The organism is Variovorax sp. 10N432 (genome assembly GCF_056394465.1).
In genome coordinates, this window is sequence record NZ_JBFTHX010000006.1 from 56,054 (window position 1) to 69,137 (window position 13,084).

The 13,084-nt window shown below is 66.3% G+C and carries 14 protein-coding genes; 9 read left to right on the forward strand and 5 right to left on the reverse strand.

Annotation, left to right across the window (positions count from 1 at the left end; all coding sequences use genetic code 11):
- Positions 1–7: 7 nt before the first annotated feature.
- Positions 8–1,477 (reverse strand): trypsin-like peptidase domain-containing protein, encoded by a 1,470-nt coding sequence (locus AC1DF3_RS09330; protein ID WP_478139453.1) that lies wholly within the window; start codon positions 1,475–1,477, stop codon positions 8–10.
- Positions 1,478–1,947: 470 nt separating this feature from the next.
- On the opposite strand from AC1DF3_RS09330, the gene AC1DF3_RS09335 reads away from it, so the two are divergent.
- Together AC1DF3_RS09335 and AC1DF3_RS09340 are read left to right on the forward strand one after the other, a co-directional pair.
- Entirely contained in the window at positions 1,948–2,715 is a 768-nt protein-coding gene (locus AC1DF3_RS09335) for an IclR family transcriptional regulator (protein ID WP_478139454.1), read from the forward strand.
- A 98-nt stretch (positions 2,716–2,813) separates the two neighbouring features.
- Entirely contained in the window at positions 2,814–3,014 is a 201-nt protein-coding gene (locus AC1DF3_RS09340) for a hypothetical protein (RefSeq protein ID WP_478139455.1), read from the forward strand.
- A gap of 228 nt (positions 3,015–3,242) precedes the next feature.
- On the opposite strand, the gene AC1DF3_RS09345 is transcribed toward AC1DF3_RS09340, so the two are convergent.
- A complete protein-coding gene (locus AC1DF3_RS09345; RefSeq protein ID WP_478139456.1) occupies positions 3,243–3,887 on the reverse strand; it encodes a hypothetical protein in 645 nt (214 codons plus the stop codon).
- A 133-nt stretch (positions 3,888–4,020) separates the two neighbouring features.
- Between AC1DF3_RS09345 and AC1DF3_RS09350 the strand changes: the two genes are divergently transcribed.
- Together AC1DF3_RS09350 and AC1DF3_RS09355 are read left to right on the forward strand one after the other, a co-directional pair.
- Positions 4,021–4,773 carry a tRNA-uridine aminocarboxypropyltransferase gene (locus tag AC1DF3_RS09350; protein ID WP_286530977.1) on the forward strand — a complete coding sequence of 251 codons (753 nt, stop codon included), beginning with the start codon at positions 4,021–4,023 and terminating at the stop codon, positions 4,771–4,773.
- Positions 4,770–5,249, forward strand: coding sequence for an ASCH domain-containing protein (locus tag AC1DF3_RS09355; RefSeq protein WP_286530978.1), 480 nt, complete (start codon positions 4,770–4,772; stop codon positions 5,247–5,249). Before AC1DF3_RS09350 ends, AC1DF3_RS09355 begins: the two co-directional genes overlap by 4 nt.
- On the opposite strand, the gene AC1DF3_RS09360 is transcribed toward AC1DF3_RS09355, so the two are convergent.
- Positions 5,231–6,898 carry a phosphoethanolamine transferase gene (locus AC1DF3_RS09360; protein WP_478139457.1) on the reverse strand — a complete coding sequence of 556 codons (1,668 nt, stop codon included), beginning with the start codon at positions 6,896–6,898 and terminating at the stop codon, positions 5,231–5,233. The two genes, AC1DF3_RS09355 and AC1DF3_RS09360, sit on opposite strands and share 19 nt — an antisense overlap.
- A 59-nt stretch (positions 6,899–6,957) precedes the next feature.
- Here AC1DF3_RS09360 and otnK point away from each other — a divergent pair, with 59 nt between their 5' ends.
- Positions 6,958–8,241, forward strand: a complete 1,284-nt coding sequence (gene otnK / locus AC1DF3_RS09365) for a 3-oxo-tetronate kinase (protein WP_286530980.1) — start codon at positions 6,958–6,960, stop codon at positions 8,239–8,241.
- Entirely contained in the window at positions 8,238–8,909 is a 672-nt protein-coding gene (locus tag AC1DF3_RS09370) for a class II aldolase/adducin family protein (RefSeq protein WP_478139458.1), read from the forward strand. The genes otnK and AC1DF3_RS09370 overlap by 4 nt, the downstream gene beginning before the upstream one ends.
- 17 nt (positions 8,910–8,926) lie before the next feature.
- Here AC1DF3_RS09370 and AC1DF3_RS09375 read toward each other — a convergent pair whose 3' ends face one another.
- Positions 8,927–10,219 (reverse strand): DUF3422 family protein, encoded by a 1,293-nt coding sequence (locus AC1DF3_RS09375; protein WP_286530982.1) that lies wholly within the window; start codon positions 10,217–10,219, stop codon positions 8,927–8,929.
- 88 nt (positions 10,220–10,307) lie between these two features.
- The gene (locus tag AC1DF3_RS09380) at positions 10,308–10,682 is read right to left on the reverse strand and encodes a response regulator transcription factor (protein WP_478139459.1); all 375 of its coding nucleotides are present in this window, start codon (positions 10,680–10,682) and stop codon (positions 10,308–10,310) included.
- Between the two features lie 198 nt (positions 10,683–10,880).
- On the opposite strand from AC1DF3_RS09380, the gene AC1DF3_RS09385 reads away from it, so the two are divergent.
- From AC1DF3_RS09385 to AC1DF3_RS09395, 3 genes are all read left to right on the forward strand, one after another.
- On the forward strand, positions 10,881–11,429 hold the full coding sequence (locus tag AC1DF3_RS09385) for a 2'-5' RNA ligase family protein (RefSeq protein ID WP_478139460.1): 549 nt from the start codon (positions 10,881–10,883) through the stop codon (positions 11,427–11,429).
- A 140-nt stretch (positions 11,430–11,569) separates the two neighbouring features.
- A complete protein-coding gene (locus AC1DF3_RS09390) occupies positions 11,570–12,310 on the forward strand; it encodes a sterol desaturase family protein (RefSeq protein WP_286530985.1) in 741 nt (246 codons plus the stop codon).
- A 71-nt stretch (positions 12,311–12,381) separates the two neighbouring features.
- A complete protein-coding gene (locus tag AC1DF3_RS09395; protein ID WP_286530986.1) occupies positions 12,382–12,987 on the forward strand; it encodes a class I SAM-dependent methyltransferase in 606 nt (201 codons plus the stop codon).
- The last annotated feature ends 97 nt before the right edge of the window (positions 12,988–13,084 follow it).

Below are 13,084 nucleotides of genomic sequence, written 5' to 3' on the forward strand. Positions count from 1 at the left end.
CGGGGCCTCATGGCGCATTGAGCACCGGCACGTAGGCCAGCCGGCGGTCGCGCAGCACCAGAAGCGCGACCATCCGGCCCGGCGTGGTGGCGGCCAGCTTGATCCTGAAGTCCTCGACCCGGTCGAGCCGGGTGTCGTTGACGGCGACGATGATGTCGCCCGCGCGGATGCCCTCGCTGCGCGCGAGCCCGGTGGCCTCGCGCACCATCAGGCCACCGTCGCTGCCCAGCTGGAGCCGCTGTGCCGCCGACAACTCGCCCAGGCTCAGGCCGAGGCCATCATTCCAGTCGGGCTGGGTTCCGGCCGGCACGGTGAACCGCGGTCCGGCATCCTCGGACAGCGCCACCGAGTACGTCCGTTTCGCGCCGTGCCGCCAGAGTTCGAACCGGACGCGGCGGCCCGGCGGGGCGTCGGAGATCTGTTGCAGCAGGTCGGTGAAGTGCGAGATCGTGCGGCCATCGATGGTGGTGAGGACATCGCCGCGAACCAGCCCGGCGGCACGGGCGGGCCCCTCGGCATCCACCTGCACCACCAGCGCGCCGATCGACTCCTTCAGTCCGAAGGACTGGGCCAGCGCTGGTGTCATCTCCTGCAACTCGGCGCCCAGGTGCGCGCGCCGCACCCGACCGGTCTCCTTCAGCTGCGTCGCGATCTTCATCGCCAGGTTGATCGGCACGGCGAACGAGAGGCCCATGTAGCCGCCGCTGCCGCTGTAGATCATCGAGTTGATCCCGACCACTTCGCCGCGGCCATTGAACAGCGGGCTGCCCGAGCTGCCCGGGTTGATCGCGACGTCGGTCTGGATGAAGGGCACTTCCCCGGCGCCGCCGATGTAGCGGTCGACCGCGCTCACCACGCCCGCCGTGACGCTGCCATGGAATCCGAACGGCGCCCCGATGGCCGCGACCCAGTCGCCCGGCGCCAGCCGCGACGAGTCGCCGATGGCCGCGGTCGCGAGACCCTTGGCATCGATCTTCAGCAGGCCCACGTCGGTGCGCCTGTCGGTGCCGACCACCCGCGCCTGGAAGCGGCGGCCATCGTCCAGCCGGACCTGCGCCTCGTCGATGGCGGCCAGGACGTGCGCGCTGGTCAGGATCAGGCCGTCGCTGGTGAGGATCACGCCCGAGGCGAGGTCGCGAATCTGGCTGATGCGCACGTTGGCCGGCAGCGGCCGGGCCAGCCGGTCGGCGAAATCGTTCTCGGGCGCGAACTCCAGTTCGGCCCCCTCGGGTCGTGCTTCGCGGCCGATCCGCAGGGTGCTCACGTCGACCACGCTGGCGCTGCGGCTGGCGACCAGCGAGGAGAAGGCGGGCGCGGCCGGTGCGGCGATGTCGGGGGCCGGCGCCGGGGCCGGGGCCGATGGCGGTGCAGCCGGGCGCTCTGGCGCCGACGCACAGGCGCCGAACAAGCAGATGACGCCGACCGCGACGGCGGCACGCAGCCGCCAGCCGACCGGTCGCGCCAGAACCTTGCGCATCGCTGCCTCCGCATCGTCGAAGAAACCAAATGTAGGCGCATCGCGCCGACACGGCTTTGCGCCGGATTAAGGCCCTGTCGGCAACGTCAGTCGATGGCCGGTGGCCGGTGGCTTTCCGGCACCCTCCGAGCACGTCCTGCAAGGAACTAGGGTTTACCCTATAATCGACCCAACGCACTCATCTTGGAGTCCCGAATGTTGAACGTATTGATCTGCCTGGTGGCCGTCGCTGCCGTCGTTGTTTCCGGTTATTTGACCTCGAAGAAGCTCGACGAAATCTGCTGACCCGAAGATCCCTGGTTGTCTCCTCCATCGTCCCTTCGATGGATTGGCCCCCTCGCAGCAATGCGCGGGGGCTTTTTTACGTCTCGTCTCTTCGGAACTGCGCCCGGACCACCGCGTCGTGCGTGTCACACTCGGGTGCACGGCCTCCCCTCGGGGAGCCTGTCTTGATTGCCTGGTGATTTCCTATGCCTGACCCGACCCCTGCCTCACGAGCCCTCGACAGCGCCGAATCAAGCGGCGTCGCGGTCCTGGACAGGGCCTTCTCGCTGCTCGCCGCCTTTGGCCCGACGGACGCGCGACTGACATTGACGGAACTGTCCAGACGCACGGGCCTGTACAAGAGCACGGTGCTGCGACTGCTGGCCGCGCTCGAGCACGGGGGCTTCATCCGGAAACTGTCCGACGGGCAGTACGCCATCGGGCCCCAGCCGCTGCGCCTGGCCTCGATCTACCAAGGCTCGTTTCAGGTCGGCCACGTCATCGAGCCCATCCTCGAACGGCTGAGCGCCGCCACCGGGGAGACCGCTTCCTTCTACGTGAGGCACGGCGACAAGCGCATTGCGCTGTTCCGCGTCGAACCGTCCAGGGCCGTTCGCGCATCGGTGCAGGTGGGTCAGGAATACGCCATCGCGCAAGGTGCGTCGGGCAAGGTCCTGCTCGCGTTCTCGTCGCCGGCAATGCCCGAGCACGAGGCCATTCGAGAACAGTTCTGGGCGGTCTCCCACGGAGAGCGCGACCCGGAGACCGCTTCGGCTGCGGCGCCGGTCTTCGGTGCGACCGGAGAGCTGCAGGGTGCCCTGGCCCTCTCGGGGCCAAGGGAGCGGCTGGCCCGGCCCGATGCCCTGCACGCGGCCTGTCGCCAACTGGTCGAGGCCGCCCGCGAGGCGACCAAGGCACTGGGCGGAAGCACCGCCCGCCATGCGCTGACGCTTGAACGCCTGGGTCAGTCGTGAACTATTTCACGACCGAGATTAGTACTTAGAGACTACATGTGGCGATTTGTAAGTACCTTGGTACTACTATTTAGCCATCGCACAGGCCAATGAAAAACATGAACACCTATCCCACCGCAAGCCAGGCCAACGGCATCGCCCGCACCCTGAGCAAGCACCTGTCGTGCACCATCGTCGTCTACCGCACGCCGCAGGCGAAGTTCGTGACCGCGCGCACCAGTGATCAGGTGGCCGGCAACATCGAAGGCATCTATCGCAACGGCTACTRCACGCCGACGCTCCTCAGCAGCGTGCACTGAAAGAACTCGACTCCCTCGGCTCCACGCAGCCGAAAGGATTTATGCCTCCTTCGGGAGGCTTTTTTTTGCCTTCGCTGGCTCATGATCGGACCCACGCGGGCTCGAGGCGAAGGAGGCGCTACATGACGGCCAAGGTGCACTGCTTCCTGAAAATGCTCCAGACGGCCTTCAGCGACCCGCCGTACTGGGATGCGCCTTTCCAGAAGAGCAGGGCATCGGCATAGGAAGCTACCGCCGGGCCAGGGCGGCCAATCTCTTTCTGGCACTTTGCAGCAGACCCTCGCGTTCCTCTGCCGGCTTTGCCTTGGTGTCCCCTTGGCCGATGATTTCGATCGCAGAGACGCCAGCCAGCCGTGCCCCGAGGTTGTCCCCCGGCGTGAGGGCCGCGTACCTGGCGCTCGAGATCACGTGCACGTTGAGATGCCGGCCGATGGACACGGAGAGCTTCCGGCACGCGATGGACATTTCCGACTCATCCGGCACCAGTCGGCCGTGAACCACGACCAGCTGCACTGTCGCGTCCTCGTCCTCCCCCAGCACGAAGGCGCGCAGAACTGAATCCTTGAATTTCGAACGCAGCATCGCGCGGATGGGTTCGGCGGCCGCGAAGGACTTGAGAGCAATGGACCGCAGTTCGTTGTAGAAGACGAACGACGTGTTCGCCTCGACCGTCTCGGGTTCGTCGGTTTCCGACTTGCGCCTGGTCAGGATGCCGCACTTGAGCAGGTGCTCCTGGGTCCGCTCGACTTCGTCCGCATTCAACTTGGCCTTCCTGGCGAGTTCCGCAACGGAAAACCCGTTCGTCGGTGCTGCGAAAACGACCTTCAACAACTTCTGGACTTCTGGCGCGAGGAGGAAATCTGCGGCACTCATTCTGGCTGGGGCAACTGCGACTGCATCATGACGACGACCGTTCCCCGAGCGCGGAGAGGTCGACATCGGTTTTAACATGAAGCGCGCAACGATCGGCCTGCGGCCGAGGGGTCGCTTGCCCGAGAATCTCCGCATGCCACACGCCGTCTCCCACCTGCGCGCCGCGCGTCTCGCGCGCAGCGCCAAGCCATTTCTCGCCCGTGGTGGTTTCAAGCGCGAGCGCTGCGCGGACTGCCGGCTGGTACCCAGCCACTGCATGTGTGCGCTGCGCCCTTCACTGACGACACGCGCTGGGGTGTGCCTGCTCATGGCCGATATAGAGCCGCTCAAGCCGAGCAACACGGGCTGGCTGGTCGCCGATGTGGTGCCCGATACCTTCGCCTTCGGCTGGAAGCGCACCGAAACCGACCCCGCCCTCCTGGCCCTGCTGCGCGACCCGCAATGGCATCCGTACGTGGTGTTTCCCGGCCGATATGCAGCGCCCGAGCGGGTCGTGCGCACCGTTCAACCCCCCGACAGCCTTCGGGATGATGCCCAGAAGAAGCGACCGCTTTTCATTCTCCTGGACGGGACCTGGTCCGAGGCTCGCAAGATGTTCCGAAGAAGCCCCTACCTGGACCGCCTGCCGGTCTTGAGCCTGGAGCCCGACCAGACATCGCAGTACAAGCTGCGCAACTCGGGCCGCAACGACCATTTCTGCACCAGCGAAGTGGCCGCCCTGTGCATGAGCCTGGCGGGCGAACGCGTTGCCGAGCAAGCGCTGGAAGCCTACCTGGCGGTTTTCACCCAGCACTATCTGCATGCGAAAAACCAGCAGCCCATCGCGATGGATGGCGCTGCCCACCAGCGGTTGCGCGAGGTGTCGCTCCCGCCAGGACGAGCATGACTATTCCTTCAAACATCGCAGCCTTCTGGGACGCTTTCTCCGCCGAAGTCGGACAAGGAGATTGCTCCGAGCGATTCTTCGAGGCGTTCCACTTCGATGACAACGAGGCCTCCGCCGACGAACTTGCCGAGCTCGTGCTTGCGGGCGTCAAACGGGCCACAGCCGGGCTTCTCTGGTCATTCGAGAGCGCTTGCGCTGGGGCACCGCCCAAGCCGGGCGCCCTGAGTGTCGTCACTTGCTGGGATGGACGGCCTGTCTGTGTCATCGAGACCCTGGAGGTCGAGGTGGTGCCGTTCGAGAAAGTCTCCGCCGAATTCGCGGCACTCGAGGGCGAAGGTGATGGCTCCCTGGCGTACTGGCGCCGAGTGCACTGGGCCTACTTCGGCCGAGAATGCGCGCGTCTGGGTCGGGAACCAAGCCTGACCATGCCGGTTGCGTGCGAGCGCTTCAAGGTCATCTACCGAGCCAATGCCTGAACCGGGCTCGTTCGACGCAGTTGGTCGCCATCCAACTTCTCACCGAGACGTCGCATCACCCACCGGGTTCTATCGGCAGCGGGTGACATCGCTCCGAGATCGATGGCCACTCGCCGCTCGTCGACATAGCTGATGGCCGCTGAACCGAGCAGGGTGGGGACAAGGTCGGCATGCATCACCTTGGCGCCATGGTTGGCGCGGAGCCGTTCCCAACGCGCGGCGTTGCTGCCGCGCCATTCATCGCTCGCCCACACCACGGCCGGGACTGTCGTGTCCCAGCGCGTCGGATCTTTCAGCGCGTGCTGAAAAAGCCTCCGTCCGTCGTCCAGCAGGTTCTCGCCGTGGTCAGCCGTGTACATCACGAAGGACGAGCCTTTCGCCTGCGCTGCCTCCGAGATCACCGCATCGACGAATCGGAGGGATTCGGCGACGGCGTTGTCGTAGGCGCGGATGAAGTCCGGCAGCGTTGAATCTTCCGGGAGCTCAGAAAGCTTCGAGCAGTCGGCCTGGAAAGCGGCTGTTGCGGGGTCATAGCGATCGCAGTACGAGAAGTGTGCGCCGTAGGCATGCAACACGATCAATTTCTTGGGCGCGTCCTGCGCGAGCACCTCTTTGAGTGACGGCAAAAGGCTTTCTCGATCGGTCCTCTTTATCGCCAGGAACATGTCCGAGTTGGCGTCAGGCCAGGCAATGCCTCGTTCCTGGAGGGCGAGCCAATAGGTGCGAAACCCGGCTTCCTCGAAAGCCTTCATGAAGCTTGCGTCCTTGCTGACCCGGAATGCACCGCCAGGCATCTCGCGCGAGACGAGCAGAGGGACCGACGTGTGCGTGCTGCTGGACCCGGACATCACATCGCAAAAGATGATCGCGTCTTCATGGCTGATGCCGACCTGCCCCTGGCCGCCGCATGCGCCGAGGCGGTCGGCACGCACCGTTTCCCCGATGATGAGGATGTAGGTCTCGTTCGGCGGGTGAAGTCCCGGCAACCGCGCGGCGCCCCAGCTCGCGGACGCCGACCGAGGGTTCGCGGCCGCATAGGGCGACGCCGTCGAGATGAAGTCGTCACGGCCGATCGCAGAAGCCGCGGCCACCGAAATCACGTTCAGCGGCCACGCGCGCAGCACCGTCTCGTGAAAGACGGCGCCGCATGTGGCTGCGGCGACAGTGAGTGTCGCAAGGGCGGCCGAAGGCATCCTCCAACGCGCCGGCGCGGTCGACCGACTGCGAAACGACACCCAGATCGGCGTCGCGAGCAGGGCCGCGGCCAGGGCTATCCACTGGACATGAGGCTGAATGACCGGCCACGCTTCATGGGGGTCCGGCCGAATCAAGGCGGCCTCGAAAAGGTTGACGTCGCGCAGCAGATCGGCGCCCACGGCGAGAACGCCGAACAGCGCCGGGACATAGGTGAGCAGCAGGAATGCGCGAAGGCCCAGGATCGCCCGAAGCAAGCCGAAGAACACGGCGGTTGCGGCAAGGAGGGAAGCAGCCCCAAGATCCCGGACGTGCGTGGACGAAAAAATCGCCAGGGCCGGGATCAGCAGGATGGCGCCCCAGACGCAGTCGATCAGACCGACGATGCCGTGCCGTCCGCTTGCCATTGGCGCGGATGCTACGCGCGCGCCCTGTGGATCGTTGTGCTGCTCCATGACTTTCCACGCAGATGAGGGCATTCTCCGCGGCGCCGGGCTGTCAGTAAACTAGCCGGATGACCGCCCAGGCCCCCTCCATCGTGCTCGGCTGCATCGCCGACGACTTCACTGGCGCTACCGACCTCGCCAACAACCTGGTGCGCGCTGGCATGCGCGTGGTCCAGACCATCGGCGTGCCGCAGGCGCCGCTCGCGGCCGACGTCGACGCCGTGGTGGTGGCGCTGAAGTCGCGCACCATCCCGCCGGCGGAAGCTGTGGCGCAATCGCTGGACGCGCTGCGTTGGCTGCAGGCGCAGGGCGCGCGGCAGATCTACTTCAAGTACTGCTCCACCTTCGACAGCACGCCCGCCGGCAACATCGGGCCGGTCACCGAGGCGCTGATGGATGCGCTTCAATGCGACTTCACGATCGCCACGCCGGCCTTCCCGGACAACAAGCGCACCGTCTTCAAGGGCTATCTGTTCGTGGGCGACGTGCTGCTCGACGAGAGCGGCATGCAGAACCACCCGCTGACGCCGATGACCGATGCCAACCTGGTGCGGGTGCTGCAGGCCCAGACCCGGCGCAAGGTCGGCCTGATCGATCACGTGGCGGTCGCGCAGGGTGCCGAGGCTGTCGGTGCGCGCATCGCGCAGCTGCGCAGCGAGGGTGTCGCCATCGCGATCGTCGACGCGGTCTCCAACGACGACCTGCTGCGCCTCGGCCCCGCCCTGGCCGCGATGCCGCTGGTGACCGCGGGCTCGGGCGTGGCGATCGGCTTGCCGGCCAACTTCGGCATCGCGCCGTCGTCGACCGCCAGTGCGCTGCCGGCGGCCGGCGGCCTGCGGGCCGTGGTGTCCGGCAGCTGTTCGCTGGCGACCAACCGGCAGGTGGCCGACTTCGTCGCCGCCGGGCGGCCGGCGCTGGCGCTCGATCCGCTGCAGCTCGCGGCCGGCGGCGACGCGGTCGGCCAGGCGCTCGCCTGGGCCGGGCCGCTGCTGCCGGAGGGGCCGGTCCTGATCTATTCCACCGCCGAGCCCTCGGCCGTGAAGTCGGTCCAGGGTCGCCTGGGTGTCGAGGAGGCCGGCGCCATGGTCGAACGCGCGCTCGCCGCGATCGCGCGTGGCCTGGTCGAGCGCGGCGTGCGGCAGCTGGTGGTCGCGGGCGGCGAGACCTCCGGCGCCTGCGTGCAGGCGCTCGGCATCGCACAGCTCCAGATCGGCGGCCAGATCGACCCCGGCGTGCCCTGGTGCCACGCGGCGAGCGCGGCGGCCGGGGGGGCGGGCCTGCACATCGCGCTGAAGTCGGGCAACTTCGGCAGCGACGATTTCTTTTCCAAGGCCTTCGGCGCGCTGCGATGAACGAACACCGCGCCCGCGACGAAATCTGCCGCGTCGGCCGCAGCCTGTTCGAGCGCGGCTACGTCCACGCCACGGCCGGCAACATCAGCGTGCGGCTCGACGATGGCTTCCTGATCACGCCGACCGATGCCTGCCTCGGCTTCCTCGATCCGGCCAGGTTGGCGCGGCTTGACGGCAGCCTGCGCCAGACCCACGGCGACCGGGCCAGCAAGACCATGGCGCTGCACGCCCGCATCTATGGCGCCGCCAGCGCCTTCGATGCCGGCACGCGCTGCGTGATCCATACCCACAGCACCCATTGCGTGGCGCTCACGCTGCGCGAGACCGGTGGCGAGCTGCTGCCGGCACTGACGCCCTATTTCGTGATGAAGGTCGGCCGCGTGCCGGTGATCCGCTACCACCGCCCCGGCGCGCCCGAGGCTGCGGCACAAGTGGCCGAGGCGATCGAGCGCTACGGCGCCGCGGGCACGCCGATCCGTGCCGTGATGCTCGAGCGGCTCGGCCCCAACGTCTGGCAAGACACGCCGGCCGCGGCGATGGCGGTGCTCGAGGAACTCGAGGAAACGGCGCGGCTCTGGGCGCTTGCGCGCGCGGGGGGCGATCCGCCGAAACCGCTCGGCGAGCCCGAGATCAACGAACTGCGGCGCAGTTTCGGTGCCCGCTGGTAGCTGGCCGCGACGCGTCGCTAGTGGACGAACATCTTCCGATGAAGGCGCCGCAACGACCACCAGATGCTCAGCGCGACGACGGGAATCGCCAGTGCGGCCGTTGTTTCAGGTGACAGCGGCCATCCGATCTTCTGGGCGCCCTTGGCCAGGTAGCTGACCAGGCCGACGATGTAATAGGTGATGGCGGCCACCGAGAGTCCTTCGACGGTGGCCTGCAACTTCAGTTGAAGGTCCTGCCGGCGGTTCAGGGCTTCGAGCAGGGCCTGGCTGCTTTGCTGCTGCTCGATCTCTACCCGGGTGCGCAACAGATTGCTCATCCTGGAGACCCGCTGGGACAGCGAGTCCTGCCGCCGGACCGCCCATTCGCAGGTCTTGCGCGCCGGCGTCAGGCGCCGCTCCATGAACTCGGCGATGCTCTGGAGTCCGTCCAGCCTGGCTTCGGCAATCTGCACGATGCGCTGGTCCAGCAATTCGAAATAGGCGCTGCTGGCGGAAAGTCTCGAATGCGTGGCCGCATGCTGGCTCTCGACCTCGCCGGCCAGCCGCGTGAGCCGGTCCAGCAGGGCCGGTTCGGCGTCACGCTCGGCGCTGCGGATGGCTTGCGCGAGCGCCGCCAGCTCGCCCTCCGCGCTGCCCAGCGCCTCGCCCGCTTGCCGCGCCGCCGGCAAGCCGAGCAGGGCTGCCATCCGGTAGGTCTCGATCTCGAGGATCCGCTGCACCAGCCGTCCGAGCCGGCGCGGCTGGAGCGCGTCGGCGAAGAGCAGGATGCGGGACGAGCCGTCCGCGTGGATGGCGAAGTCCGTGAACACCTGCGCCTGCTCGCCCGCCACGCTGGAACCCACCAGCGTCTGCTCGTTGAGCAAGTCCGCGACGCGGGCGTCGCCAGTGCTTCCACGTCCCGGGAATACCCACAGATCGAGGCTGCAGAGGCACTGCCCGGGAAGCCCGTGGAGCCAGTCCTGCGGCACGGCACCGATCGCACTGGCCGGCTGGCGAGGATGCTGCGCTTCGGCGGGTCCGGGCACCGTGAAGGTCCAGGTGACGAACTCGGTGTGCAGCTCCCAGCGCAGCCGGACCGATCCGAACTCGACCCGCAGGTGCGTGGTGGCGACGTCAGGGGGCGCCAGATGATGGTCGCGCAGAAGGCTCGCAAGATGGGCGCGGCTCTGCGCCCGCTGCTGCGCATCCGCCAGCATCACGATATGCGCGATGCCCAGGGCGCCGGTCAGCGCTTCCGGCGGCCGGGCATGGACTTCGTTGTGCAGCTCCACGCGTTGAGGATGCTGAATGACGCGGCTGTTGGATGGCATGGGCGACGAGCTCGAGACCTGGCGATGCGCAGAGCTGCGAGCTTAATGCCTGTGCGTCATGCCGAGGCGCGCCGCTCTGCCCTCACGATCAGGAGGAGGTCCGGCGGAGTGCCTTGTAGACGGCATCCAGCAACTTGTTCTCGGGATAGGGCTTCTGCAGAAAATCCACGGCGCCATCTCTGATGGCCTGGACCGCCGTCGGGATGTCGACGCTGCCGCTGATGAACACGATCGGTATGTCAATGCCCAGCTGGCGCAGCCGCTGCTGCAGCGCGCGACCGTCCATTTGGCGCATGTGCAGGTCGAGGATCAGGCAACCCTGCCAAGTGGGTTCGAAGGCGGCCAGGAATTCGACCGCTGAACCGAAGGCCGCGACCGCGAGTCCGGCCGCGCTGACGAGTTCGCGAACGGAGTCGCGACAAGCCGCATCGTCGTCGATGACAAACACTGTGGGCTGGCTCACCTCTTCCCCCTCGAAGGCCGTGCTGGGCGCCCGCTTGCTCAGACCGGGCGCATTCTTGTTGCTCGAAGCGTTGTCAAGTTAGCCGAAATCCGAATGCGGCGACATTGGTCCTTGGTGCATCGCAGCCCGAGCCTGACGTGTCTCCTCCACAGTGTTGATGAGGTTCCGGCGCACCGCCGGTGAATATCATCGGGTCCCATGGCAATATCCGCTTTTGCTGTCAAAGTGCCGTCGGCCGAGCCGCTCGTCGGCGACCTGCGGCAGCGCTTCGACGCGACGACGAAGCTGGGGGTGCCTGCGCACATCACTGTGCTTGTGCCGTTCATGGACCCTCGCCACATCACGCCTGCCGTGCTGGACCGAGCGCAACGCGCGTTGAATCGGGTCGCCGCTTTCTCTTTTTCACTGGGCAGGGTGGCGCGCTTCCCCGCGACCGCGTATCTCGCGCCGGACCCTCCCGAGCCGTTCGTCGCGATGACCAGGGCCCTCGTGGACACGTTCCCGGACTTTCAGCCTTACGAAGGGGAGCACGAAGGAACGGTTCCGCACCTGACGGTTGCCCATGGGGACCCCTCCGAGGCCGCTGCGGTCGCTGCAGAGTTGCAGGGGCGTCTGGATGCATCTGGCGCCGTCAAGGCGGATTGCGCCTCGGTCGTGCTGATTGAAAACTCGACGGGCCACTGGAAAGACTTGCATGTCTTCCGCCTCTCGCCGTCGACGCAGACCGTGAAAGATTCCTCAAAATGACCCGTCGCGCCTGGCCCCGGCGTTCTCGGCCAGCGCCGCAGACAGGCATGCTACGGCTTCAGCACTTCCTCATCGTTCACCATTGAGCTTCCTTTTGTCGTTGCCGGCGTGACTCAATTCAACATCAGTGGCGTCAATTCATGATTACCTTCAGGCAGCTCGTTTTCCTCTGCCTGCTGTTCTTGTTTCAGGTCGCGGTATTCGGTTGGATCGAGTGGCGCTGGGGTGCACGGCGGATCGAATGGCGCAAGGTCCTGCTCGCGGACTTGGTTGCGGTCCTCTTCTTTGCCCTCGTCGTGCGGCAGGCAGCAGGCTACCTCAATGGCTGGACTGGCATCCGCGGCCCTTGGCCCGCAGCAATAGGCTCCTGGCCGCTCCCGGTGCGCCTGGTGCTGTACCTGTTGGTCGCTGATTTCGGCGCCTACTGGACCCACAGGCTGGTGCACCTCAAGCCTCTCTGGCGGGTGCACCGCTGGCACCATTCGCCGACCCACATGTACTGGCTGGCCGGCAGCAGAACCTCGATCCTCCAGCAAGCGATATTCAATCTTCCCTACATTTTTGCCAGTCCGATTCTCGGCGTGTCCCCATTCTGGCTGGCCAATGCGCTGTTCTTCTTCTATGCGACGACCAACGGCTGGATGCACCTGAACGTGAACTGGCGCCTGCGCGGCCTCGACTGGATACTGGTCACGCCGCAAAGCCATCACATCCACCACAGCGACGACCCGTCGCACTACGGAAGCAACTTCGGCGTTCTGCTTTCGATATGGGACAGGATGTTCCGAACATTCACCAGCCCGAAAGACCTGTCTCCCGACACGCTGAGGTTCGGCATCGGCGAGAAGGTCCCCGTCGCGAGGCTTGCCATCGGTCTCTAGGAAGCGTTGCCGACCGGGCACGCCCTCCCGAAGCTCGAAAGCGCGACAGCGCGTACAGGTAGGATGCACGCATGGAATCCGCTGACGCCGCCACCTTCGATGAGTCCTATTACGCGCGCTACTATTTCGACAAGAAGACCAAGGTAGCCGACCCGCAGCACGTCGAACGCCTGGGTGCCTTCGTGAGCGCCTACCTGAAGTACCTGCGCGTCCCTGTCCGACGCGTGCTGGACGTCGGTTGCGGCGTCGGGCTGTGGCGGGACATCGTGGCCCGTCACTTTCCTCAAGCGAGCTATCAAGGCGTCGAGATCAGCGAATACCTGTGCGCCCGCTACGGCTGGGAACGCGGGTCGGTCGTGGACTACCAGGCTCAGGCGCCATTCGACTTCGTCATCTGCCAGGGCGTTCTGGCCTATCTGAGTCCTGTCGACCTCAAGCGTGCCCTGCGCAATCTCGGGACATTGAGCCAGGGCGCGCTCTACGTGGAGGCGGTGACGCTGGAGGACTACGAAAATGACATCGTCGACGAAGACCTCACGGATCCGCTCCTCTTTCGGCACCGCGCGGAGCTGTATCGGCAGGGGCTGTCGAGGAAGTTCAGGGGCTTGGGCGGTGGCCTGTGGCTCAGCCGACGGGCCGATGTGCCGCTCTTTTCGCTGGAATGTGCGGGGGAATGAGCGTTCATTGGACAGCGGCCTACATGGGAAGCCGGCGCGCGCCGTCTTGAAGCCCCGTTGCGAGGACCGCCCAATGATCCGAACTCCGCCCGGCGGC

Excerpts from the sequence above, each read along its gene's own strand:
- AC1DF3_RS09360 (WP_478139457.1), bottom strand. The coding sequence starts at position 6,898 with ATGGAGCAGCACAACGATCCACAGGGCGCGCGCGTAGCATCCGCGCCA.
- AC1DF3_RS09375 (WP_286530982.1), bottom strand. The coding sequence starts at position 10,219 with ATGCCATCCAACAGCCGCGTCATTCAGCATCCTCAACGCGTGGAGCTG.
- AC1DF3_RS09385 (WP_478139460.1), top strand. The coding sequence starts at position 10,881 with ATGGCAATATCCGCTTTTGCTGTCAAAGTGCCGTCGGCCGAGCCGCTC.
- AC1DF3_RS09355 (WP_286530978.1), top strand. The coding sequence starts at position 4,770 with ATGACTATTCCTTCAAACATCGCAGCCTTCTGGGACGCTTTCTCCGCC.
- AC1DF3_RS09350 (WP_286530977.1), top strand. The coding sequence starts at position 4,021 with ATGCCACACGCCGTCTCCCACCTGCGCGCCGCGCGTCTCGCGCGCAGC.
- AC1DF3_RS09335 (WP_478139454.1), top strand. The coding sequence starts at position 1,948 with ATGCCTGACCCGACCCCTGCCTCACGAGCCCTCGACAGCGCCGAATCA.
- AC1DF3_RS09395 (WP_286530986.1), top strand. The coding sequence starts at position 12,382 with ATGGAATCCGCTGACGCCGCCACCTTCGATGAGTCCTATTACGCGCGC.
- AC1DF3_RS09390 (WP_286530985.1), top strand. The coding sequence starts at position 11,570 with ATGATTACCTTCAGGCAGCTCGTTTTCCTCTGCCTGCTGTTCTTGTTT.
- AC1DF3_RS09370 (WP_478139458.1), top strand. The coding sequence starts at position 8,238 with ATGAACGAACACCGCGCCCGCGACGAAATCTGCCGCGTCGGCCGCAGC.
- AC1DF3_RS09330 (WP_478139453.1), bottom strand. The coding sequence starts at position 1,477 with ATGCGCAAGGTTCTGGCGCGACCGGTCGGCTGGCGGCTGCGTGCCGCC.
- AC1DF3_RS09345 (WP_478139456.1), bottom strand. The coding sequence starts at position 3,887 with ATGAGTGCCGCAGATTTCCTCCTCGCGCCAGAAGTCCAGAAGTTGTTG.
- otnK (WP_286530980.1), top strand. The coding sequence starts at position 6,958 with ATGACCGCCCAGGCCCCCTCCATCGTGCTCGGCTGCATCGCCGACGAC.